The sequence below is a fragment of the Paenibacillus sedimenti genome (genome assembly GCF_014534655.1).
Taxonomy (GTDB): domain Bacteria; phylum Bacillota; class Bacilli; order Paenibacillales; family NBRC-103111; genus Paenibacillus_E; species Paenibacillus_E sedimenti.
The window spans coordinates 21,953-46,179 of record NZ_JACVVD010000012.1; the positions used below are offsets into that span (position 1 = coordinate 21,953).

General features: G+C 47.9%; 19 protein-coding genes, 4 tRNA genes and 2 riboswitches. Of the genes, 18 read left to right on the forward strand and 5 right to left on the reverse strand.

From position 1 onward, the window contains the following. Positions 1 to 22 precede the first annotated feature (22 nt). The 9 genes from ICC18_RS26260 to ICC18_RS26300 all read left to right on the forward strand — a co-directional run bounded on the left by ICC18_RS26260 (position 23) and on the right by ICC18_RS26300 (position 5,622). Complete coding sequence (locus tag ICC18_RS26260; protein WP_188177408.1) at positions 23 to 1,096, forward strand: sensor domain-containing diguanylate cyclase; 1,074 nt, start codon at positions 23 to 25, stop codon at positions 1,094 to 1,096. 154 nt (positions 1,097 to 1,250) lie between these two features. Beyond that, positions 1,251 to 1,706, forward strand: a complete 456-nt coding sequence (locus ICC18_RS26265) for a coiled-coil domain-containing protein (RefSeq protein ID WP_188177409.1) — start codon at positions 1,251 to 1,253, stop codon at positions 1,704 to 1,706. A 23-nt stretch (positions 1,707 to 1,729) separates the two neighbouring features. Continuing rightward, positions 1,730 to 2,428 carry an AIM24 family protein gene (locus ICC18_RS26270; RefSeq protein WP_188177410.1) on the forward strand — a complete coding sequence of 233 codons (699 nt, stop codon included), beginning with the start codon at positions 1,730 to 1,732 and terminating at the stop codon, positions 2,426 to 2,428. A 104-nt stretch (positions 2,429 to 2,532) separates the two neighbouring features. Beyond that, positions 2,533 to 2,607: transfer RNA gene (locus tag ICC18_RS26275), tRNA-Gly, on the forward strand. Between the two features lie 39 nt (positions 2,608 to 2,646). Beyond that, positions 2,647 to 2,723: transfer RNA gene (locus tag ICC18_RS26280), tRNA-Arg, on the forward strand. A gap of 23 nt (positions 2,724 to 2,746) precedes the next feature. Continuing rightward, a tRNA-Pro gene (locus tag ICC18_RS26285) sits at positions 2,747 to 2,820 on the forward strand. Between the two features lie 6 nt (positions 2,821 to 2,826). After that, a tRNA-Gly gene (locus ICC18_RS26290) sits at positions 2,827 to 2,897 on the forward strand. 548 nt (positions 2,898 to 3,445) lie between these two features. Further along, the gene (locus ICC18_RS26295; protein WP_188177411.1) at positions 3,446 to 4,759 is read left to right on the forward strand and encodes an ABC transporter substrate-binding protein; all 1,314 of its coding nucleotides are present in this window, start codon (positions 3,446 to 3,448) and stop codon (positions 4,757 to 4,759) included. A 68-nt stretch (positions 4,760 to 4,827) separates the two neighbouring features. Further along, complete coding sequence (locus tag ICC18_RS26300) at positions 4,828 to 5,622, forward strand: Nif3-like dinuclear metal center hexameric protein (RefSeq protein ID WP_188177412.1); 795 nt, start codon at positions 4,828 to 4,830, stop codon at positions 5,620 to 5,622. 60 nt (positions 5,623 to 5,682) lie between these two features. On the opposite strand, the gene ICC18_RS26305 is transcribed toward ICC18_RS26300, so the two are convergent. From ICC18_RS26305 to ICC18_RS26315, 3 genes are read right to left on the reverse strand one after another with little or no spacing between them, the layout of a single operon-like run. Next, positions 5,683 to 6,537 (reverse strand): SDR family oxidoreductase, encoded by an 855-nt coding sequence (locus ICC18_RS26305; RefSeq protein ID WP_188177413.1) that lies wholly within the window; start codon positions 6,535 to 6,537, stop codon positions 5,683 to 5,685. Next, complete coding sequence (gene uxuA / locus ICC18_RS26310; protein WP_188177414.1) at positions 6,534 to 7,622, reverse strand: mannonate dehydratase; 1,089 nt, start codon at positions 7,620 to 7,622, stop codon at positions 6,534 to 6,536. Before uxuA ends, ICC18_RS26305 begins: the two co-directional genes overlap by 4 nt. 19 nt (positions 7,623 to 7,641) lie before the next feature. Beyond that, positions 7,642 to 8,319: a GntR family transcriptional regulator gene (locus tag ICC18_RS26315; RefSeq protein WP_188177415.1), complete on the reverse strand. Its 678-nt coding sequence runs from the start codon at positions 8,317 to 8,319 to the stop codon at positions 7,642 to 7,644. A gap of 133 nt (positions 8,320 to 8,452) precedes the next feature. On the opposite strand from ICC18_RS26315, the gene ICC18_RS26320 reads away from it, so the two are divergent. From ICC18_RS26320 to ICC18_RS26345, 6 genes are all read left to right on the forward strand, one after another. Beyond that, a complete protein-coding gene (locus tag ICC18_RS26320; protein ID WP_188177416.1) occupies positions 8,453 to 10,525 on the forward strand; it encodes an alpha-glucuronidase family glycosyl hydrolase in 2,073 nt (690 codons plus the stop codon). Between the two features lie 253 nt (positions 10,526 to 10,778). Then, the gene (locus tag ICC18_RS26325; protein ID WP_188177417.1) at positions 10,779 to 11,741 is read left to right on the forward strand and encodes a carbohydrate ABC transporter permease; all 963 of its coding nucleotides are present in this window, start codon (positions 10,779 to 10,781) and stop codon (positions 11,739 to 11,741) included. Beyond that, positions 11,738 to 12,580, forward strand: a complete 843-nt coding sequence (locus tag ICC18_RS26330; RefSeq protein WP_188177418.1) for a carbohydrate ABC transporter permease — start codon at positions 11,738 to 11,740, stop codon at positions 12,578 to 12,580. The genes ICC18_RS26325 and ICC18_RS26330 overlap by 4 nt, the downstream gene beginning before the upstream one ends. 98 nt (positions 12,581 to 12,678) lie before the next feature. After that, entirely contained in the window at positions 12,679 to 14,433 is a 1,755-nt protein-coding gene (locus ICC18_RS26335; protein WP_188177419.1) for a cache domain-containing sensor histidine kinase, read from the forward strand. A gap of 174 nt (positions 14,434 to 14,607) precedes the next feature. Further along, positions 14,608 to 16,227: a response regulator transcription factor gene (locus ICC18_RS26340; RefSeq protein WP_188177420.1), complete on the forward strand. Its 1,620-nt coding sequence runs from the start codon at positions 14,608 to 14,610 to the stop codon at positions 16,225 to 16,227. Positions 16,228 to 16,261: 34 nt separating this feature from the next. Next, the gene (locus ICC18_RS26345; protein WP_188177421.1) at positions 16,262 to 17,104 is read left to right on the forward strand and encodes a Gfo/Idh/MocA family protein; all 843 of its coding nucleotides are present in this window, start codon (positions 16,262 to 16,264) and stop codon (positions 17,102 to 17,104) included. Positions 17,105 to 17,157: 53 nt separating this feature from the next. On the opposite strand, the gene ICC18_RS26350 is transcribed toward ICC18_RS26345, so the two are convergent. Beyond that, a complete protein-coding gene (locus tag ICC18_RS26350; RefSeq protein WP_188177422.1) occupies positions 17,158 to 19,836 on the reverse strand; it encodes a stalk domain-containing protein in 2,679 nt (892 codons plus the stop codon). 55 nt (positions 19,837 to 19,891) lie between these two features. After that, positions 19,892 to 19,979, reverse strand: a riboswitch (cyclic di-GMP riboswitch). 271 nt (positions 19,980 to 20,250) lie between these two features. On the opposite strand from ICC18_RS26350, the gene ICC18_RS26355 reads away from it, so the two are divergent. From ICC18_RS26355 to ICC18_RS26365, 3 genes are all read left to right on the forward strand, one after another. After that, on the forward strand, positions 20,251 to 20,844 hold the full coding sequence (locus ICC18_RS26355; protein WP_188177423.1) for a permease: 594 nt from the start codon (positions 20,251 to 20,253) through the stop codon (positions 20,842 to 20,844). 72 nt (positions 20,845 to 20,916) lie between these two features. After that, positions 20,917 to 21,071: riboswitch (cyclic di-AMP (ydaO/yuaA leader) on the forward strand. Between the two features lies 1 nt (position 21,072). Then, positions 21,073 to 21,951: a C40 family peptidase gene (locus ICC18_RS26360; protein WP_223192887.1), complete on the forward strand. Its 879-nt coding sequence runs from the start codon at positions 21,073 to 21,075 to the stop codon at positions 21,949 to 21,951. A gap of 167 nt (positions 21,952 to 22,118) precedes the next feature. Next, positions 22,119 to 22,781: a hypothetical protein gene (locus tag ICC18_RS26365; protein ID WP_188177424.1), complete on the forward strand. Its 663-nt coding sequence runs from the start codon at positions 22,119 to 22,121 to the stop codon at positions 22,779 to 22,781. On the opposite strand, the gene ICC18_RS26370 is transcribed toward ICC18_RS26365, so the two are convergent. Beyond that, positions 22,778 to 24,226, reverse strand: a complete 1,449-nt coding sequence (locus ICC18_RS26370) for a phosphodiester glycosidase family protein (RefSeq protein WP_188177425.1) — start codon at positions 24,224 to 24,226, stop codon at positions 22,778 to 22,780. The genes ICC18_RS26365 and ICC18_RS26370 overlap by 4 nt on opposite strands. Position 24,227: the final 1 nt, after the last annotated feature.

Sequence of the window (24,227 nt, forward strand, 5' to 3'; positions counted from 1 at the left end):
AGAACGAAAGAAAGTGAACGTTATGGTTCAAGGTTTAATTTCCAATTTTTCAATACTCGCCGCATCGATATTTGTTTTAGTGCAGTGCTTCAGGAGGAGTCTGATCACTTCAAGGCATAATTATAAAACAAAGCTGGTTCTTGGCCTGGTATTCGGACTTGTAGCGATTATGATGATGTTTTTCGGCATTCACGTTGCTCCTACAGTGTTCATTGATTTGCGTTCTCTGGCCATCCTGTGTGCCGCTATGATGGGAGGCTACTATTCATCCGTATTGGTAGGTCTGATTATTTCGGCTGGCCGTATTTTTCTTTTTGGCGGATTCACTGATGCCGCCATAGCAAGTTCGATTTCTGCTGTCTTAACCGGCATCATTTGCGGCCTTATTGCTTATTATGTCAATGATTATCGAAAAAAATGGGTTTGCTCTTTGTTAGTTGCCGCCCTATTGCCTTCGGTTGTTATTTATTCTCTGATGGGAAAAGCAAGCTTATACATTACACCTGTCTTTCTGTTTATTTTCTTGTCCAGCGGGGCTTTAATCGCTTATTTCATTCATTATCTCGACAAGTTGAAATCGCTCTTCTTAAAGTATGAAGCGGAAGTATCAAGGGACTATTTAACAGGGCTTTTAAACTATCGAGCCTTTGACACGGTTTTTAACGAGAAACTTCAACAAGCAGACTATGAACAAGCGGAGCTGTCTGTCTTATTGTTGGATATTGATTTTTTCAAGAAAATTAATGATACGTATGGGCATAAAACCGGAGACGAAGTTTTGAAGCAGTTCGCTGCCGTTCTAACGGATTCGACACGACCTTCCGATTTCGTATTTCGCATCGGCGGCGAAGAATTTGCTATTTTATTGGAAAAATGTTCTCATAGCCAGGCGCTGATAATGGCGGAGAAGCTGCGGTTAAATACTCATCAGCGCACCTTTCATTTGCCGGTTGCGCCGAGTCTTCATATTACGGCTTCCATAGGTGTGGCTACATTCCCCGAGGTTGCTGGGGAAAACTTGCTTGAGTATGCAGATAATGCTTTATACGGTGCGAAGAAAGGCGGAAGAAACAAGGTTGTTTCCTATACCGGTTAAAGGACTGCTGTCGAAATGAAAAAATCGTCGTCTATATGATTATTGCCGGGATGAAAACGATTTTGCGTTATCCAGTGGAATAAGCTGTAGTGGTTCCAGAGCGATTTTTACGATAAAATGATAGATAATGTCGTAAACCGCGGGAGGGATGAAGTTGGCGGCACGTAAAGGCTTTCGGATCGGAAAAATAGTTTTCGTATTCGTTGTATTGCTGATATGTATGGTACCTGCTGCCTCTATCCAAGCCAGTTGGTTGGATCGGATGAAAGAAATATATCAACTTCCTGATAATATCGAACAAATTCAGAAAGATTATGAGGCCACGAAGCAAGAATTGGATGAACAGAAGGACAAGCTGTCTGAAGCTATTGCACGCTCCCAGGAAACAGAGGAACGATTGCTCGCTCAAAATCAGGCGCTTCAAAAGGAAAATGAGCTATTGCAGCATCGTTTAAAAGCTATGGAGCAGTTAGCTCTGGATAAAGAGAACCGCAATCGAAAAATCACATATGTCGCGGCGACTGCGGTGGGATTACTTCTCTTTTATTTTGTGCTGGGGCGCGTGTTTCGATTTATGGTTTGGCGTAAAAATAACCAGCGCACCAAATAAACGCGTCGCAGGAGGTTGCTGGAATGGATGTACTATTCGAACAAGCCGATTCGCATGGCCGGTTGGCTACTTTAGTTATAGAGCCTGAAGAATCCGTTTATGTACTGCACCCGAATCAAATCGTTGCTTTCCAGGGAAAGTCCGAGCAGCGAGAGGATTCTTTGATGAAGCTCCCAGGTATGTACCGGAAAAAACGTCTGTTGCAGGCGTGTATTCATGGACCTGCCCGTTTTATGCTCGGAATGCCGGATGGTTATCATATGTCTGTTGTGTCTATTGAAGCTCAAGATGATTTGCTTTACGAGTTTCGTCATGTCCTGTTTTATACGGAAGGACTCTCGTTTACCTCGCATATTCAGAGTGTTAAAAATACGCTCATCACCAAAGATCTGATCAAAATGCAGTTTCAAGGACCGGGTAAGTTGGGGCTACTTACGGCAGGACCGCTCTATCAGATGGAACTGCATCCCGAACAACCGCTCTATGTCGATGCCGGTTGTCTCATTGCTTATCCGCGTCATGCGAATTTGCGTTTATCGGTGTACGGCAATACGCTGGCCAGCCAGCATATGAATTACCAATGGGAAATGACAGGGACCGGCAGGTTGCTTCTTCAGCCGTGCAAGCCGGATCGTCTTCTGAGTGAGCATATGCAAAATGATAGTTTGCTGCGGCGAATTGTTCGGGAGTTTTTACCGTTTGGCAATGTATTTATCAAGTAGAAAGATAGGAATAAAAAAACATTTGCATTTATGCTGAAATCCTGATATATTATTCATTGTCGCCTCTGAGAAACGTATTGAGAAAGACAAGCAAAAGATGACGTGCGGAAGTGGCTCAGGGGTAGAGCATCGCCTTGCCAAGGCGAGGGTCGCGGGTTCGAATCCCGTCTTCCGCTCCATTATTTTAATGAAGCTCTAACGGCTTCAGCATCATGCGTGTGCCCATAGCTCAGCCGGATAGAGCGTTTGACTACGAATCAAAAGGTCGGGAGTTCGAATCTCTCTGGGCACGCCATTTTCATAATAGTTGCATATCATCGGGACGTAGCTCAGCTTGGTAGAGCACCTGCTTTGGGAGCAGGGGGTCGCATGTTCAAATCGTGTCGTCCCGATAACGCGCGGGTGTAGTTCAATGGTAGAACTCCAGCCTTCCAAGCTGGTAGCGTGGGTTCGATTCCCATCACCCGCTTAATGAAAAAGATCACCTTAATGGTGGTCTTTTTTCGTTGCGGGGAGGGAAGAGAACCCGCAAGGGTTCGACCGTCCGTGAAGACATCGTGAAAAAGACCCAGGCTGGGCGAGCTTGCGAATAAACTACCAGAACCGAAGTTAATTCGTTACTTCTTGCTTCCTGCCTCTAGATATAGCTCTGCGTTCGCAAATAGAGAACATTTTGACGCATTTGATGGGTAAACGACCCCAAATATGCTTCGAACGAATAAAATTCCTACCAAGTAACATTTTTCCCTCAAATAGTGCCGTTTTTTTGCCAATTACGGCTTACAGCGATGAACAAACTGCATGAAATGCAGTTTGTTTCTTGAATAGCAGGAGATGAGTGTATGAACAATAACTCTATTGGTCGAACCGTATAAGATCTCGATGAACCTACCGCCTCTCTGACATTTTCGGACAAATTTAAAATAAATCGTGCATCTCTCTTATATGAACCTTCTTCCTGAATTGTTACTATAACATTAAGCAGGACAACATGATCAAGTAGGGGGAATAAAAACAATGATTAAATGGAAGCGTTCTCTAACAGTCGTCGTAGCAGCAGCGTTAGCCGGATCCCTAGTAGCTTGCTCCAGCGGCGGAGCCAAGAGCGGTACGGATCCGAAGGCTACTGCAGCAGCTACACCGGCTGCGAGTTCAAATGAGCCAGTCAAGCTGCGCATCATGTGGTGGGGTTCGCAAGTCCGCCATGAGGCGACTCTTGCCGCGCTGAAATTGTATAGCGAAAAACATCCAAACGTGACATTTGAGCCGGAATATTCCGGTATGGACGGATATTTGGACAAGCTGTCCACGCAAGCGGCGGCGAATAATGCGCCGGATTTGATTCAATTGGATCCGGGTTGGGTGTCGGATTGGGCAGGCCGCAACCAATTAGCGCCGCTCACAGGAGTGGATGTTGCCAAAATTGACACAAAAGTATTATCAGGCGGGCAATCCGGCGGCAAACAATATGCGATGCCGTTAGGCTCAGTCGCATACGGGATGATTTTCGATAAAGCGGCGATGGATAAGCTCGGCCTTAAAGCTCCACAGAACGGCTGGTCATGGGACGATTTCTTTGCACTGGCTAAAGAAGCTAAGACGAAACTGCCGGAAGGCCAATACTTTACGAAGGATTATGCCGGCGACTATTTTGCCTACTCGGCATTCCAATATGCTAAAGGTAAAGGCATGGTGGTATCGGCAGACGGTAAATTCAACGTAGACCAAGCTACCTTCCTGGAATGGACCAAGAAATTCGAAGAGCTGCGCAAAGCAGGGATCGTTCCTCCTGCAGATGTGAATGCCTCCGATAAAGAATTCGATCCGAAAATGGATTTAATGGTTTCGGGTAAAATTATGATCCGTCTGGGCTTCTCCAACAATTACAGTTCTTGGGATAGCTTGAAGAAAGGCGCTTATGCGCTGGTAACGATGCCGCGCGGTACAGAAGCAGGCGGCTGGTTAAAGCCTTCCATGTACCTGGCTGTTTCCGCAGGCTCCAAGAAAGCGGAAGAGGCGAAGAAATTCCTCAACTGGTTCGTTAACGATCCGGAAGCTGCAAAAATCTTGACAACTACACGCGGCTTGCCGGTTAATAAAGATATAGCCGTGTCCCTTGAAGCAAGCATGAGTGAAACGGATAAAATCGGTTCGGCCTTGCTTCACGCAACTGAGAAAGACGGGCAAACCTGGACTCCTGGTGTCAAAGGCTGGACGAACTTTATCGATAAAGATTGGACGCTCGTTCGCGATCAGCTCAGCTTCGGTAAAGTGACGCCGGAAAAAGCTTTTGAACAATTGAAAACAGCAGCGCAATCTTACGAAAAATAAGGCAAGACGATAAGCCCGGAACATGACTGTTCCGGGTCTTGCTGTCTACCGCGAATGGAGTTGAAGCAATGAAGGTCACGATAAAGGATATCATCGATAAACTAATGGAACCCGTAGGCCAGCTCGAGAGCACGGTGGACACGCTGAGGTCAGGCAGTCTCAATACGGAAGTAAAAGGGATCGTAACGACGTTCATGGCGACACACCATGTGATTGAGCAGGCCGTCGCTATGGGCGCTAACTTACTCATAACGCACGAAGGGACATTTTACAGTCATCTGGACAGAACGGAATCATTGGAAAAGGATCCGGTTTATCGGGAGAAGCAAAGACTTATCGACGAGTCAGGCATAGCCATCTTCCGATTCCATGATTATTGGCATCGCTATCAGCCCGACGGAATTATGGCAGGGTTAATCCAGGCACTAGACTGGCAATCGTATGTCGATGATCATCAACCGGCTGCATCCATTCTTACCGTTCCCGCAATGACTGTCAAAGAAATTGCTGAGTATGCTAAAAATAAGCTTGGCATCTCGTTTGTCCGAGTTGCCGGTGATTTATCGATCACATGTACGCGGGTTGGTTTATTGGCGGGATACAGAGGAGGAGGTGCCTTGGCTATCCCGCTTTTTGAAAACGAGCATCTGGACCTCATTATTTCGGGAGAGGGACCTGAGTGGGAGACTCCTGAATACGTACGGGACGCTGTACATCAAGGGAGAAAGATGGCGTTGATCGTGCTTGGACATGCGGAGAGTGAAGTACCTGGTATGAAGCATTTGGCTGAGCGGATAGGAATGATGTTTCCGACAATTCCTGTGCATTTTATTCCGGGAAAACAAATTTTTCAAGTAATTTAATTAGAAAAGGGTAGTGGATAACAACTAAATAAGCCGTTATTCACTACCCATCCTAAAAGCTTAGACACCCGAATAAGCCATGAAACCGCCGTCGACCGGAATGGTCGTTCCTGTGACGAATCCTGACATATTGGCATCGGTCAGCCAAAGCAGGGTACCCAGTAAATCCTCAGGCTTGCCGAAGCGACGCATCGGCGTATGTGTAATAATTTTATGAGAACGTTCGGTGAGGGAGCCATCCTCTTTGAGCAGCAGCTTCTCGTTCTGTTTGGTCAAGAAAAATCCCGGTGCAATCGCGTTGACACGGATACCGCTTTCCGCCAGATGCACAGCCAGCCACTGTGTGAAATTATCAATGGCAGCTTTGGCGGCGCTGTAAGCAGGAACCTTGGTCATTGGAGAAGGGGCGCTCATCGAAGAGATGTTGATCACCGTCGCTCCTTGTTTGCCGAGCATCTGTTTGACGAAGATTTGCGTCGGAATCAGGCTGCCGACGAAGTTCAAATCGAGCACATTGCGAAAGCCGCTTACGCTTAGATCAAAGAACGTCGTTACATCCGGATTGTTCAGGTCTTCCGGTTTATAGATTTCGTTCGTTGTATTCGCGCTCGGATGATTGCCTCCGGCACCGTTGATCAGAATGTCGCATGGGCCTAACTGCTCTAGGACGGCGTCGGCCGCTTGCTGCATGCTCTCCGCATTCGTTACGTCACATGAGACAGCAATGGCTTCGCCTCCGGCAGCGATAATTTCGGCAGCAACCTCGCTGCCTTTTTCGAGGGTGCGGTTCAGAATGGCGACACGGGATCCCTGCCGTGCAAGCTCTAGAGCCATAACCCGGCACAGAACGCCGGCGCCGCCCGTTATGACGACTACTTTGCCATGAAGCGATGGATGGTTGGTTAATTCGATCATCGTTGTACTACCGTCCTTTCTGTATGTGAACCTTTGCTGTAAGCGTCCCAAAGCCCCCACAAGTACATGATGCCTAGCGCGCGATCATATAGACCGTATCCGGGTCTGCACTGTTCGTCCCATATATGCCTGCCGTGGTCCGGCCGGCAGAAGCCTTCGAAGTTGTTCATGTGCAGCGCTTGTACGATGCCGGACATATCAACAGTACCGTCCTGTGTGCGGTGCGACGTCTCGATAAAATCGCCATTCTCGTAAACCCGTACATTGCGGAGATGAGTAAATGGAATCCGGTCGGCAAATTCATGTACCATGGAGACGATATCATTGGCCGGATTAGCGCCGAGCGATCCGCTGCAAAGTGTGATGCCGTTATACGGGCTATCATGCAGCTTCAGAAAACGGCGAATGTTAGCTTGGCCCGTCATAATACGGGGCAATCCGAAGATCGGCCATGGCGGATCGTCCGGGTGTATCGCCATTCGGATATCGTGCTCGGCAGCTACGGGGATAATCTCGTCGAGGAAGTATTTGACGTTATCCCACAAATGCTCTTCGGTAACGCCGCGGTAAGCGTCAAACAGCTCCGTCAAGCGTCCTAGGCGTTCCGGCTCCCAGCCCGGCATCGTAAAGTTCGGATTTTCATTGATCCGCTTAACCTGCTCGAACAGGTCAAGGTCGGTGATTTTGCTTTTTTCATAAAAGAGAGCAGTCGAACCATCGCCTAATTCCTTGTGCAGGTCGGTTCGCACCCAGTCGAATACGGGCATAAAATTGTAGCAAATTACTTTGACTCCGACTTGAGCGAGTTTGGCGATTGTTTTTTTATAATTCTCGATATACTTGTCGCGGCTTGGAAGACCAAGCTTAATATCCTCGTGAATATTGACGCTTTCCACGACTTTGATGTGAAGACCTGCTTGATCGGCCTTTGCTTTTATCTCCATGATTTTGTCCATGGGCCACTCTTCGCCGGCAGTTACGTCATGAAGCGCCCATACGATACCTTCCACGCCGGGAATCTGCTTGATTTGGTTCAGGGTTACGGTATCGTTGCCCTCTCCAAACCATCGAAATACCATTTTCATAAATTGCTTTCGCCTCCGGTCATTTGAAGTAAGCAGGGAATTTCTGTTTGAGCAGCGCCTGATCGGCGATCGTCAAATGCAAATGCTCAATCATCAGCTTCTCCGCCCGATCAGCGTTGTTCTCACGAATAGCTTCCACCATGTGCTGATGCTGGGCAATGAGATCGTCCCAATGATGATCGGCGGCTAGGCGGAGCATCCGGGTCCGGTTAAGGTGAACGTTGATTTGCTGGATGACCGCCCAGGTGTTGAGCTTCTTGCATCCTTCAAAGATCGTTCGGTGGAAAGCTTCATCAAGCTCGAACATTTTCTTGTAATCTTGCTCTTCGATGCAAGCGTTCTGTAGTAAAAGGTTAGTTTGCAGCTCCTTTAATTGTTCAGCTGGAAAGCTGCCGCAGGCTAATCGGATGACGGCGCGTTCAAGCTGTTCGCGCATAAAACGCGCTTCTTCCACAAGTTCCAAATCGATAAGCGATATCACCGTACCGCGTTGAGGGTAGATGTCCAACAGTCCTTCCTGTGAAAGGCGGACGAAGCTTTCTCTAACGGGCGTACGGCTTACGCCTAATTGAAGCGAGATCTCTTTTTCCGATATGCTGGCGCCGGGAAGCAGTTCAATGCTCAGGATCTGCTCCTTCAGCCTATGATACACGGCATCGCGCGTGGAATTGATCTGTGGTCTGATTGTAAAATCCATGGATTCACCCCTATATGCAACTATTACTTCCATACTACCACACTTGTATGGTAGTATGGAAGTCATGAATGGCTTATATAGGAATCATTATGAATTTATGAAGGAAAACTTATCATGCGGGGAGGATTTTCTGATGGGAGGAACTACATTACATCAGTCCGGAGATGGCTATCAGGCATGGCTGGGATTTCATCGTATAGCTCCGGGCGAACTTTATGATCAATATGCGGTCTACAATCGTATTACTGTCACTGAAAAGGATGATATTGTTCGGACTGCTATATCCGAATTGTCACGAGGGATTGCATCAATACTGGGCAATGAGCCCGAAGTAGCGGAGAGCGGGGTTGGGGTTCCGTGCATCGCAATAGGAACTTTCGGCAGTAATCCTATTGTAGATCGTACTTTCGGAAACGATACGCGTTCGGCGGTTGGACCCGAAGGATTCGCGATAAAGTCGGATAAAGATAACCGCTGCATCGCGATAGGGGCTTCATCGGGATCCGGGATTTTGTATGGCGTCTTCCATCTGCTTCGGCTGATGAGCACGGGCGCCACCATCGACAAGCTGGATTTGGTTGAGAATCCTGTTAACATGCTGCGCATGATCAATCAGTGGGACAATATTGACGGCAGCATTGAACGGGGATATGCGGGGAAATCGATTTTTTATGCCAATAACCGAATCACTGGCGATCTGGAGCGCGTCCGCGACTATGCCAGACTGCTGGCTTCATCGGGAATCAATGCGATCTCGATCAATAATGTGAACGTGCATAAATATGAATCGATGTTATTGACACAAGAATACCTTCCTGATGTAGCGAAGTTTGCCGCTATTTTCAGGTCATACGGCATCAAATTGTTTTTGAGCATCAACTACGCAAGCCCGCTTGAAATTGGCGGTTTGTCGACGGCTGATCCGCTTGATCCGGCCGTGCGCGAATGGTGGCGCGGCAAAGCGGCCGAAGTGTATGCGGCGATTCCGGATTTCGGCGGTTTCCTCGTGAAAGCCGATTCGGAGAATCGTCCGGGACCGTTCACCTATGACCGGGATCATGCGGACGGCTCGAATATGCTCGCCGAAGCGCTTAAGCCTTACGGCGGAATCGTCATTTGGCGCTGCTTCGTCTATAACTGCAAGCAGGATTGGCGTGACCGGACGACGGACCGAGCGCGGGCGGCTTATGACCATTTTAAACTGCTTGACGGACGATTTATGGACAATGTTATTTTGCAGGTGAAAAATGGACCGATGGACTTCCAGGTTCGGGAGCCGGTTTCGCCGCTCATCGGCGCCATGGAAGCAACGAATCAAATGATCGAGTTCCAGATTACGCAGGAGTATACAGGACAGCAGCGTCACTTGTGCTATCTGATTCCGCAGTGGAAAGAAGTTCTCGATTTTGAAACGTATGCTAAAGGTGAAGGGTCCAGCATTAAACGTATTGTCGACGGTTCTCTGTATGGAAACCGATTCAGCGGTTTTGCGGCCGTCTCGAACATTGGGAATGATGCCAATTGGACGGGACATTTGCTGGCGCAGGCGAACTTGTACGGCTACGGACGTTTGGCATGGAATCCTGAGCTGGCGGCGGAAGGCATCGCAGAGGAATGGATTCGTCAGACATTCGGCGGGAACGAAAAGCTCGTCCGCACGATTCTGGGGATGCTCATGGAATCGTGGAGCATCTATGAGTCGTATACGGCGCCGCTTGGCGTAGGCTGGATGGTGAATCCTGACCATCATTACGGGCCAAACGTAGATGGTTATGAATATTCGAAGTGGGGCACCTATCACTTCGCAGATTGCTATGGCATCGGCGTCGACCGGACGCAGGCATCGGGAACCGGATATGCCGCGCAGTATAGAGGAGCCAATTATGATAGGTACGAGTCGGTGGAGAGCTGTCCGGACGAGCTGCTATTGTTCTTCCACCACGTGCCATATGCGCATGTGCTTCATTCAGGTAAAACGGTCATACAGCATATTTATGACACGCACTTTGAAGGCGCGGAGCGGGCTGAACAGTTGAAAGCCAAGTGGGATAGCCTTACAGGAAGCATGGACGAGGGGCTGCACAAGCAGGTAGCAAGTCGCCTAGCGGAGCAGGCTGAGCATGCGAAGGAATGGCGCGACATGATCAATACTTATTTTTACAGGAAGAGCGGCATTGCCGATCAGTTGGGTAGAAAAATCTATTAATTGCACAGCATAAAGGTAGTGGTTACTGAAAGAGCCCAAAAGGCTCTTTCGGAAGCCACTTTGTGCTATTGCGGGGCTGTTACGCCCCAAAAGTCCCTTTCAGCACCGGCAGGAGCAGGCTGTTGTTTGCGAGGGCTCTATTTTTTCGTGATATTTTAAAAGAATTCGATGATTCCTCTCATTTAGTCTCTAGCATTTATTCTCTATACTGAATGTATACCAAGAATAAGATTAACTGCAGAGGTGATCATACATGAATCGTTCCACAACTGCTGCCCTGAAAACCGCTGCGGGCACCAAGAAACGCCGTTCTTTTTTAAGTCGATGGGACGCTCCGATTGCGGGATATTTATTTATTGCGCCATGGCTGATCGGATTCTTCGGTCTGACCGCGTATCCGATGTTCTTATCGCTCTATTATTCATTTACGGATTATACGTTGATGGAACCGATCAGTTGGGTCGGACTTCGAAATTATGAAAGAATATTTACGGCAGACGATAAGTTCGTGCAGTCCATCAAGGTAACATTTATGTATGTGCTGGCTTCCGTACCGCTGAAGCTCGCCGTGGCGCTACTCGTAGCACTATTGCTGAACAAGTCCATGAAAGGCATCTCCGCCTACCGAACGGCTATTTATTTCCCATCACTGATCGGCGGAAGTATCGCGGTGTCCTTGCTATGGCGCAACATCTTCGGCGTCGACGGCATCTTCAACCAAATTCTTGCCGCGTTCGGCATTGAAGGGACGGGTTGGATTACGAATCCGAGTACGGCGCTATCGACATTGATCCTGCTTACCGTCTGGCAGTTCGGTTCCTCGATGGTGATTTTCCTTGCAGGTCTGAAGCAAATCCCGAACGATTTGTACGAAGCTTCGTCGGTAGACGGCGCGAACCGGTTCGTTCAATTTTTCAAGATAACACTGCCTATGCTTTCTCCGACTTTGTACTTCAACCTCATTATGGGGGTTATCAACGCGTTTCAAATGTTCACATCGGCTTACGTCATTACAAACGGCGGACCGATGAACTCGACATACGTCTATGCCTTATATTTGTATGAGCGTGCATTCAGCCGCTATCAACTCGGCTATTCTTCCGCACTTGCGTGGATTATGCTGGTCATGATCGTCATCGTAGCGGCCATTATTGCCGGCACCTCGAAATACTGGGTGTTCTACGAAACGGAGTCCGGGGGGAGGAAGTCCAAATGACAATGAAATGGAATCAAGTGACCCGCCATCTCTTCATGATCGTGTTTAGCCTCGTCATGATTTATCCGGTTGTTTGGTGGATCGGGGCATCTTTAAAGTCCAACAGCGAGCTCAGTTCGCCGAATCTTTTCCCTTCGGTGCCGCAGTGGAGCAACTTTGTGAAAGGATGGTACTCGGTTCCGGGGCATTCGTTCACGGATTTCTATCTCAATACGTTCGGTCTTGAAATTGTACTGTTAGCCGTTACGCTTCTCTCAAGTACTCTCGTTGCGTTCGGATTCGGAAGACTGGATTTTCCGCTTAAAAACTTCTGGTTCTCCTTATTGATGCTTACGCTGATGCTGCCGGGACAAGTGCTGATTATTCCGCAGTATGCAATGTTTCATCAATTAGGTTGGGTGAATACGTATCTCCCGTTCATTGTGCCTCACTTGGTAGCTAGCGGCGCAGGCGGAACGTTCTTTGTCTTCCTGCTTATACAATTCGTGCGGGGAATTCCCAAAGAGCTGGATGAATCGGCTAAAATGGACGGCTGCTCCTGGTTCGGCATTTACTGGCGTATCGTGATGCCGCTGACCAAGCCTGCCATCGTAACGGTCATGATCTTTTGCTTCCTGTGGAACTGGGATGATTTCCTCGGTCACCTGCTCTATATCAACTCCGTCGATAAATACACGGTCGGTCTCGCCCTTCGGATGATCAATGATTCCCAATCCGCCCAAGAGTGGGGACAACTGCTTGCGATGTCGCTCGTGTCCATCATTCCTGCGACGCTCGTCTTCATGTTCTTGCAGAAATACTTTGTCGAAGGAATTGCAACGACAGGGATTAAAGGATAAGATGAAATTTAAACATTCAATAGACGGTAAAGCGGCGAACCCATTTCGTTGTTTTACCGTTTCTTCGCCTAAATGGAACAAACGGGAGCGCATGCGGCATGACTAATCCTTTTAAAAAGTTTAGAATCGACCACCTCTTCTTCCGCAGCTTTGCCGGGCTTATCATTATTGTTCTGGCTTGCAGCGTCTGGGCCAGTTACAGTATTTCATCGAAGGAGCTTGCGCAAACGACGTTTCACTACCAGCAGCGGTTGCTCGATGAGCTGAATAACGAGATTACGACAAGACTTGTCACGATTGAGCAAATCTCCTTGTCCACTTCCCGAGACAATGAGGTCATCACGTTCTTGGTTAACAAGCAGGATGAATTCGACCGGTACCGGAAGTCGATAAGCGTAGAGCGTGCACTGGCGAACTTGACGTACTCGATCCCGCTGATTCAAGGAATTGATTTGTATATGAACCGTCCTCTCGAACGCGACGCCAATAGTTATATCCAATTTCGGGATATGGCGGATATGGACAAACAGATCTGGTATCCGGCCTTGACGGGCAATGATTTTGCATGGTCAAGCGAACACAACATTCCAAGCTTTCAAGGAGATGTCCCGGTACTCAGTTTTGCCAGGAAAATTGTGTATGACGACAAATATTCGGGGGTTCTGGTCATTCATGTGAAGGCAGATCAGATTCGGAAGCTGCTTGCCGGTCATTCTTCGGAATCGAACCGGATGATGATCGACTCCCAGGGACAGCAGTTTTTGAAAATCGGTCAAGTTCCGGATCATACGGAGTTATCCAAATGGATCGATGCCCGAAGCGGGCAATCGGGCTTTGTCCACACGCAAGGGAATTCGGAAGCGGGGAATTCCCTCTTCGTTTATTCGAAGTTACTTGATTCAAACTGGACGCTGGTCGAGATCACGCCATGGCATCAAATTACAGCAGGCAGTCTCAGGCTGGCCGAAGTGATCGGGATTATCGCCATTGCAGCCGTATTGCTCACATTGCTGCTCACGCACTATTTGAGCAGGCAGTTCACGAAGCCCATTAAAAAGCTTGTGAATGCAATGGGGCTATATTCGGTAGGCGGCAACAACGTGGAACTGCCGACCGATTATCAAAATGAATTTGGTTACTTATTTGCCGGCTATCGCAAGCAGAATGAGAGGATCGAGGAGTTGTACCTTTCACTTCAGCGCCGATATGAGCAACAGCGTAAAGCCGAGATTGAAGCGCTGCAAGCAAACATTAACCCGCATTTTCTTTATAATACGCTCGATCAGCTGAATTGGATGGCGATTGAGGCGGGACAGGACGAGATCAGCCGTATTCTGGAGCTGATGGGGCGCATGTTCCGAATAGGGTTGTCGAATGGCGCCAGCTTCATTACGATCGGTGAAGAGCTTATGCATATGGAGAGTTATCTGCAAATCCAGCAGCTGCGCTGGAGAACCGGACTCGATTATACGATCGAAGTATCTACGGACATCAGAGAGTTGTTCATACCGAAGCTTACGCTTCAACCGTTCGTAGAGAATGCGGTTGTCCATGGATTCAACGCGCGCAGTCATGGTCATATCCGCATCCGGATGGATGAGAAGGACGATGGCGTGCAAATCATCATTGATGACGACGGGATCGGACTTCAACAGGCGGTGGACAAGAAACGCAATCGACATACGGGAGGGTACGGTATCCGCAATGTGAGAGAACGGATTGCCGGATATTACGGGGATTCTTATGGCATTAAGCTTACTGAACGGGAAAAGGGAGGGACGCGTGTCACCATCAATTTGCCTCGATTGACGGAGCCTCCGGTTAATGAGCAGCCCAAGCAGGGTGTGTTATAGTTCGTTTTATTTTAAAATAAATCATACATCTCTCTTATTTATATAGCTGAGGCGGATCGTTATTATAATAAGTAATAGTGGAGCCTACCAATCGTAAATCTTAAGATCAAACCCGGAACATCACATGCTCCGGGTTTGAGTTCTATGATGTTGAAGTTAAAGGAGGTAAGCGTTGTGTGGAGGATCGCCATCATTGACGATGAACGGCAGGTGCTGCAAGGCATGAAACGAGCCATTCCTTGGGAAGAAATAGATGCGGAATGGGTCGGGGAAGCATTGAACGGCGAGGACGGATTGGAACTCATTCGGACTGCCGGTCCGGATATAGTCATTACAGATATTTATATGCCGGTTATGAACGGCCTCGATATGATCGAGCAGCTGCGGAAAGACGGCTACAACGGCAAAATCATTATTTTGAGCGGATATTCCGATTTCGAGCATGCGAGACAAGCGCTGCGGCACAACGTCAGTGATTATGTATCTAAGCCAATCAGTGTACCGACTTTGAAATCTATACTGGATAAAGTCATCCAGGAGCTGATGGAAGAAGAAGAGAAGCGAATTAAGCAGGACGAACTTCAGCAAAAATTAATGATGTATGAACCTTTTATCGAGAAGGAATGGGTGAAGTCGGCCGTTGCCGGTACACTGGACAGCTCCTATAAGAGCGGGAATCGTTTGCCGCAGCCTTACCGGTTCTGGTCAGAGACGGAGCATGTCGTAATCGGCATTGATCTGATCCGCGACGTTCGCGCCAGCGAACTTTCGCTGTCCGATTGGAACCTGTTCCGTTTTGCGATTAGCAATATCGTTAGCGAGTTAGCCCATGAAGCGTTTCCGGGAGCTGAATATACAGAGCTTCATAGTACAAGAGCCGTACTGCTAATTCACCCTGAAGCGGGGAGCAGCAAGCAGCTTTTGGAGAAGAAGTTGGGTGACCTTGGCATCAGGCTGATTGATTGCATCAAACGTTACCTGAAGTTGGTCATACATGTAGGCATCGGAAGCATAAAAGAACAATGGACGGAAATTCCCGATTCGACGGAGGAAGCTTTCCGTGCTATAGATTTGCGGGACCGGCGGGTTGTCCCGGCCTATGACGCATATGCATACAGTGAAGCGATGAGACAAGATCAGGGAACGATCGTCATGCGCCCGGCTAAATTTTATTTTGAGCTGGCCGGTGCGATGAAGGCCTCGCAAGAAGCACTAGCCCAGCAGCTTGTCACCGAGTATATTGATCAGCTTAAGAAGCAGAGCGGGATCGCTCCGGATTACGTGCAGATGCTGGCGGGGGAACTGTGGGGAATTTTTGCCTATTGCCTGTATGAAGTCGGTATGGTGCTGGACGATATTTGCCCGAACGACCAAATCGCCAAAGAAATGGTCGGGTTGACCAAGCCCGAAGAATTAGCGGAATGGCTTAGAGCCAAAATATCCGTCATTTGCAGCAGCCGACAGTGGAAAGGGAACAGCAAGCACAGGCAAGCTGTCGACTTTATGACACAGTACATTCATGAGCATTATGCGGACGAAATGACGCTCGCCGATTTAGCGGACAAGGTGTACATTTCGCGAAATCACTTGTCGATCATTTTCAAAAATATGACCGGCGAAACGTTCAACACGTATTTAACGCGTGTACGAATTGAAAAGGCGAGAGAGCTGCTCCTTGAAAGGAACATGCTAGTTTATGAAGTGGCAGAGCGGGTCGGTTACAAGAACGTTCCTTATTTCAGCACGCTGTTCAAAAAGTTTACCGGTATGAACCCGACGGAGCTCATCAAATAATGGTTGAGGAGAGGGACTTGAAGAATGCGATCGTATGTTGGAAGTAGCGGCCGAATCCAATCGCATCTTATCCGTCGTCGGACAAAACCGCTTCCTCGACCCCATGATGAAGCTGAAACATACGCTGGATTCCGGCCTATTGGGCAAAATTGTGCATGCTCAGGTGGATTCTTTCTGGTGGAGGGGACACAGCTATTATGATTTATGGTGGAGAGGAACGTGGGAAAAGGAGGGCGGCGGCTGCACGCTGAACCATGCCGTTCATCACATCGATATGTTGCAGTGGATGATGGGCATGCCGCAGACGATTCAGGCTGTGATGAGCAACACTTTGCATGACAACGCGGAAGTGGAGGATATCTCCATAGCCGTGCTTTCCTATCCCAATGGCAGCTTGGCTCAAGTCACAAGCTCCGTTATCCATCATGGAGAAGAGCAGCAGCTGATCTTCCAGGGAGAACGGGCACGCGTTTCGGCGCCTTGGAAAGTATACGCATCGTCTTCAAAGGAGAACGGATTCCCTGAGCGTAATCCCGCTTTGGAGGCGGAGATCGAACTGTATTACAACAGCATCGAATCCCTTCGTTACAGAGGGCATGCCGGACAAATCGACGATGTCTTGAAAGCAATTGAAAACAATTCGCTGCAGGTGCTTATTGACGGCAATGAATGCAGAAGAACGTTGGAACTCATTACGGCCATTTATGAAGCCGCGACGACGGCGAAACCCGTGAGCCTTCCGTTAACGAAAGAAAGCAAGTTTTATTCGAGGGAAAGCTTTCTCGCGAATGCGCCCCATTTTCATGCCAAAAAAAAGTCGGTGGCTGCCTTTGGTACAAATGAGATCTCGCTCGGAGGCAATTACGGTCAATCCTAAAAGAAAAAAAGAGGGCTGCCCCATGTAGATTTACTTGGGACAGCCTTTTTATTTTAAGGTTGTGGTACGTCAATCTTGTACTTTCCTCGGAAAATCACGTTGCCGTCTTTATCATAAGTAGTTCCTTCGCCATGACGTGTCATGTACCTAAGGGAATATTCACCTACGTAACGTTCGCCATTCTTATAATAGACGGTACCATAATGAACATCATTTCCCTTAAGCGTGAGTTCCATCGATATTTTACCATCAGTTCCGTAGAAGGTGCCGTTGCTCTTGCCTCCTTTAACGAATTCTCCTTCGTAATATTTGGCGCCGGATGGGTAATAGGCAATCCCTTTTCCCTGCAGCATTCCATCAACGTACCGTCCCTCTTCATATAAATATATTTTGTCTTTTGATTTTTGATAATTTTTTCCGTACCCGTTAGGGATATTCTTGACCCAATTACCCTCGCGATGAAGCTCGCCATTGCGATAGAATTTGCCATAGCCATCATAGAGGTTGTCTTTGAACTCTCCATCGTAGATAAGCTTGCCACCAAGATAATACTTGCCTTTTCCATGAAAGACTCCCAGTTTTGTTTCGCCTTCATAGGCTATGAAGCTGCTATCGTCAATGTTGATGACGTATCCTGTCTGGCGGCCGTTCTCGAACTTTTGCGCGATGGCGATTTCTCCCGTCCGGTCGCGTCCGCGGCTTACGCCTGCGAAATAAATGATACCTGGTCCGACGACATCATTATTTTGGAATACGGCATCATACCATAGTGAGCCATCTTCGCGGTACAGTTTTCCTTTACCGTTCATTTCCCCGTTCTTAAGCTGGCCTTCGTACATGAGTGCGCCATTGTCATAGTAAAGCTTTCCTTCGGTTGCCGGATCGTAGATATAGACAGCTTTCAGATTAGCGTCCCATAGAACCTTACGACCTGTTGCTTCGCCTACAAAGCGTAATGGTACAAACGTGTATTCTTGATTCAGGAAAGGGGAGGCAGGGAGTTCAGAAGCAATACCATTTACAAGAGCCTCATTCTGTCCTAGCGTGAGCTTTAATGACTTCCCTTGGCCAGATCCCGTGATGCTCTGAGTCGTGCTATCCCAATCGATTTGCAAGCCGAGCTTCTCAAAGATAGGTCTGAATTCAACCGTCGTTGATCCGTCTTTCAGCATAGGCTGCTGATGGAAGGTTACTTCCTCCCCATCCAAGTAAACGCGAATCGGCTTGTCCGCATTCAATTGCCCGATTCGTTTTTGCATCCAATAGTCGCGAACATACTCATTCGGGACATCGAAATACAGCACGGCATAAACGCCTGGTTGAGTGATATCAGTAAATAACCTTGCTTTGTTCTCCTCGAACAGAGCGCCCAAGTAAGTCCATACTCCGGAATCAAGCCGATAAATGCCGAGTTTGTTCAGCTCTCCTGCTGGAACTCTTTTCTCCATATATGTCATCGAGAGCTTCAGCACGTCCTCGCCAGACGATTTAAAAGATACTGTCCAAGGGAAGCTGACTATTTTTTGACCGGGTTGAAGCGCTTTGGTTAGCGCGAAATCGGTGTCTCCATTAAATCCAATAGTGACATCTTCGTAAAAATCAGAGTCCGCGGAATCCGGAGAGTAAACGATAACGCTATTATCTTGGGTAGCTAATTTTTTATATATGCCCAAAGATCCGAGACTCTGGCGGACAGATGAAGGGATTTTATCAATGTAAGGAACGGCGGAAACGAGCGTATCTGTGACCGTTTGGCCTTGACCTGTCTGTTTGAGCTGGCGAAGCAGGATTTGTTCGTCTTTTATTCTCAGCACGAGCTGATCGTTATATAAACCAATGAAGATCTCACTGTCTGCCACGATATCCGTCTGTTTGGAAGCCAGGTCGGCGGCTACAATATGGTTAGTTCCATTTTTATTCTCCGGCCATGCTGCTATACCAGCACCAATGGAAACCGAAGAAGAGAGATTTCCAAAATCCTTAAAAGTGCTCAACACTTGCGGCACGGAGTCGATATCTTCGATGTTCAGCATCCGAACTTGAAAACCTGGCTTCAACCCCTGCATGCCATGAATCCAGATAACGTTCTTACCGTCAAATGCCATTTCCTTTCCGGTACGGATATAGCCCTCTGTTGGCTTGTATAAGCTGCGTGAGGTTCCATCTTGTGCTTTGTAAAGTTCAAGTGAGCCAGATTCGCTTACATACACGACATTGCCATTTGCAATTAAAGGATCTCTGCCTTTACCAATTTCCTTCGTTTCCTTAGTTTGAATGTCATAAATACGAAGCATTCTTTCAAGTGGTTGGTAGAATACGACAAAATGTCCATCGGTTGAAATCTTGTCATAAGGAAACGGAGCGATTTCTGTCTTTGTCAATTCACCAGTTAAAAGATTAATAAGCATAATTTGTTTTTGATTCTCCAAATAGACGGCATGGTCTCCGCCTGCCGAAGCGTATTGCTTATAAGTTTTGGCGTCAGTAAGCTGTCTCAGATCCCCGGTCTCTAAATTGCGGCTGTAAATTTGCCACCAGCCTGCGTTATCTTTGCTTAAGTATACCATCTGATTACCCGCAATCTTTGCCGAAGGCTCAGGCAACGTATATTCGGTTAGCCTGTCCGATGAGGAATACATCTCAGCCCAGGCGCTTTTTGGCGCTAAGCCCCAAGAACTTGTACAAATGGCGACGATCAAAATCATGATCCACAGTCTGCTTCTTTCTAGCATGTCTAGCATCCTCCCCTATCATCACACATAAAAAAGCACAAAAACCCAACCATCTTAGAGTAGCCCGGCTATCATATCCCTGATGGGACACAGACCCGTGGCTTTGCGTCTCCGACTTTCGTTCGGATTTGCCTTTGTTCTATTCGTTTGGTACTTTGTGCCTAGTAAATTCAACTCAATTATAAGTTAAACGACAAAATATGCCAAGGAAAATAAAGGGAGATGATTTGAGTAAAAAGAAGGTGTTGATATAACTAATAATATTAGTTATAATACTAATTAAATTAGTTAATTCAAAAGGAAGTGGTGAGCCTCATGTCATTTATTGTATTTATGCTTTTATTTACCGTATTATGCGGATGGCTGGAAGGTAGAGTTAGCTCGCTGAAGAAAACCCAAAAGGAGGGAATGTAAATGTTTGCCGGACATTTTGGACTTGCAGCTGCAGTGAAAGCAAAAACTCCGGAGGTACCCATCTGGGCGCTTATGCTGAGCACACAACTATTGGATGTTGTATTCGTCCCCTTATTCGTATCAGGAATCGAAAAGATAGACAGCAGCCACGGTACAGGGTATGGCGAAAGTATCATTCATGCTGATTATACGCATTCACTTGTCGGTGCAGGCATCATTGCATTGCTGTCGGCCATAGTAGCTTGGAAGCTATGGGGCAAACGAGGCGGTATTACGATTGGCTTGCTTACTTTCAGCCATTGGGTGCTGGATCTGATTGTCCATCGTGTCGATATGCCGATCTTGCCTGGAAATGCGGGAGAGCTTCCTCTTCTAGGATTCAGCTTATGGCAATGGCCGGTTATTAGCGCCACCGTAGAGGTGTTTCTGGTCGTACTTGGAGCGATTCTCTATTATCGTACCATTCGCAAGAAAGCTAGCTTATCGGAGAACCATATGCTGCCACAACGGGTTATACTTCGTGCTAGAATTGCAGGTGGTGTCATGGCCATTCTCCTTATCGCTTCCCTCATCTCGGATATAGCTGCTCATTGAGAGAGGTAGTGGAAATACTTACCACGACTAATAAATTGAATCCCTAACGAATTCTATGATAATGTTACAAAATGAAAAAATATGCCGAATCTCGGAGCAGCAAAAGCTCCGGTACGGGGGACTTCTTTAACTTGGGGTGAATGAATGCTTCAGCTTGCTGAGGCGCGCTAGGGAAAACCTCTTCCCGAACCCGTCAACTAACCTCGGAGGCTTCAAGGAGGCAAGCTTTTGAAATCCTTTGCAAAGCGTCTTATTTGTTCATGCGCATTGATGTGCGCCGCATTACCCGTGTTCTCTGTGTCATCTGCACAAGCGGCATCGTCATCGCTGCCGGTTAAAGTGCAAATCAACGATGAGATTGTGCAGTTCCCGGAAGTTCAGCCCTTTATTGATGAAAAGGGTACATTGCAAGTTCCGCTTCGGGTTCTATCCGAAAAGCTGGGATACCAAGTAACGTGGGCTAAGCAAGGGGATGAAGTCGTCATTGGTTTGACGCGGAACAAGCAGTCGATTCTTTTAACCACCGACATGCAGCAAGCGATCGTGGATAGCAAAAGGATCAGCTTGGAGAGCAGTCCGACTCTTTATCAAGGGAGTACTTACGTGCCTCTCCGTTTCATTACCGAAACGTTCGGCTCCGCCATCGAATGGAACGAAGCCAACCAAATTGCGATTGTCGGTACCGACGGCAAGTCGCATAAGCCTGCTTGGATCGCACCACCGCAAGCCCCACAGGCTCTGCCAGCTCCATCTATCACCGATCAAATCGTACAAACGGCAAACGCCTACATGGGCGTTCCGTACGTTTGGGGAGGGACAACGCCGAACGGGTTCGACTGTTCCGGCTTTGTTCGTTATGTTTTTCAATCCAAAGGCATCGATCTCCCGAGGACATCGGCTTCCATGCATAGTGAAGCAGGAACGAAGGTAACGGATTTGAAGGTGGGAGACCTGGTGTTTTTCGCATCAAAATCGTTTAACCACGTGGGCATTTATCTAGGGAATGATCAATTTATTTCGGCGACATCGTCAAGAGGCGTCACGGTCGATAGCTTGTCCAGCTCGTACTGGAGCGCCAGATATGTAGGAGCAAAAAGAGTACTCTAAGCCGCTTAACTATCGAATGCTTGTTTTCTATTTCTCTTTATTAAAGAGCATAGAAAGCAGGCGTTTCTTTTTTTGTGCGAAATCATGCGATTTTTATCGAATTTTTATTGATTTTCGCCTATAATGAAGGAATGTTTGCAAGTGAGAAAGCAGGTGACGCGTTGTCCATGCAACTGAGTGTCTGGAAGCAATGGTTTCATAAACGAAAACAATCTGATTCCACCGGGAGCAGCCTCCTTACAAAAGAGATTGCATCCGCAATTCCAGAGGAGATTCTGGATGTCATCCGGCGGTTTTTTAGGACTTATCATCATTTCCGGGGCGCACGAAGCCTGCAAACGGATACGTTTATTAAAGAAGTATTTTATGCTACATATCAGGATCCCAGGGATCAACGTTCAATAGATGAGATGGAGACTTACATTCATCAGAAAAATGTGATGCGACTTCGGCTGAAAACCTATGAGATCGATGAGTTTCTTAGGCTCAGCGAAGATGTCTGCATGATCGGCGTAACGAGAGAGTACAGCAATCAACATCGGAATCGCGTACTCTATTTTATGATCAAAGAAGAGGGGGCGTGGCGGTTTCATCATATCGCGAGGTCTCATCACGGGACTGTCATCGATAAGTTTCAGGTGAAGGAGCAGGTCGGATTCGTGATCGGCAATGAAAAAGCCGCCCTACTATTCATGACCCACGCCCAGTCTTCCGATGCATCCACCTATATGACAGGCGATTATGTGCATGTGGAAGGGTACCTGGAGGTGGAGCATCAAGCGAGCGGCCAACTCTATTATCGGATTGTACGCATCAATCGGGTACACTAAAACGTAAGCGATGCTCGATAAAGCTGCGGATCCCAGCGGACCTGCCCGCCAAGCGATTCCATAATCGCGCGCAGCGGCATATAAATATGCCCATCTACAATGGTCGGCGCCGCAGGCAAAACTACCGATTTTCCGTTCCAAAGCATCACGGAGTGATCCGGCTGCAGCTGAAGTCGGTTGGCACCGTACTGTACCGTTAACGTGCGAGCCGTACCGTTCCATTCGAATTGCGCTCCGATTCGCTCTAGAATGCCGCGGAATGGCACCATGCTTGTCTCCTGCTGCAAATACCCTCTAAATTCATGGACGAACTGTCCATTGACATCAACCTGAATCTGCGGTTGCTCTAACCGTTCCACCACAAGCGCATTGCTAAGCGCCCGCCCGGGATTCCTTAGAATCGATCCATTGGCAAATAAAGCGGAGCTTGCGCCTCCATCCAAATTCATCGCATCCGTCAACCCCAGCTGAAGAAGCACCCCAGCCATATCAGAGATCTTAGCTGTCGATAATGTGCCCATAATGAGTCTATTCGAGGCGTCGACGCCGATAAAGCTGCGAATGTTCGCGGCAGTTGTAATTTTGGTCTCAGTGATGCCATCCCGTGCAAAGTCAATGTCAATCTGGCCATTCGTGAGGAGTCCGGGGCCTGCGCCTACCGCAGCATCCACGGCAGGTAAAGCTATACTGCTGCCTGAGTCCTGGTTGGAGAGCGTTGTTGCAAGCTTGATTGAATCCCCTACATGAATATTCGGCAGTACGTTGGTTGAATTATTGGCGCTCCCGCCAATGAGCAGGATGTGTCCGTCTTCAGGAATCCGGGCGCCATCTTGGGTGACAGCTGTAATTTTACCCTCTTGAATGACCACCTTAGTCGAGTTCGGAAAATCAACCCGCTTGCCAAAAGCTCCGGTATACCAAACGACTTGATCGTCTACCGAATCTCCGTAGTATTTGTTTACGCCCCATGCGGTAAATGTGTAGGGTTTGCCTTGATGGGTGACGGTAATTTGTTGCTCGCTCGCAATGCGCCCGAGGGCTGCTGTCTTGTCAGCAAGAACTAGAAAAGAGGAATTGCTTCCCGAGTGTACGATGTCCCCGGAGCCGATGATCAGGCCGTTCGGGTAACGCTTGGTGTCGTCTTTTTCATAAGAGTCGAAAAAAGTTCCATTGATTCCAGCAACGGCATGGCTCCTTGCCATCATCGAACTGAAAGATTCGTCATGACCGATGCCGGCATCTGCGGTTACGGGCTTCACCCGGATATAAGGATCCGTGAGATCGACGGATATCCACTGGGCGGTGAAAGATTTGCCGTTATAGGAAATCGTTCGGCTTTGAGTTTGAACGGAGTCTTGCGCCGAAGCTGCGTGAGGTAAAGCGATGGCTGAGACCAGCAGACAGCTTAGTAACCCGGCGTGTGCAAATTTGTGTTTGATAAGCATA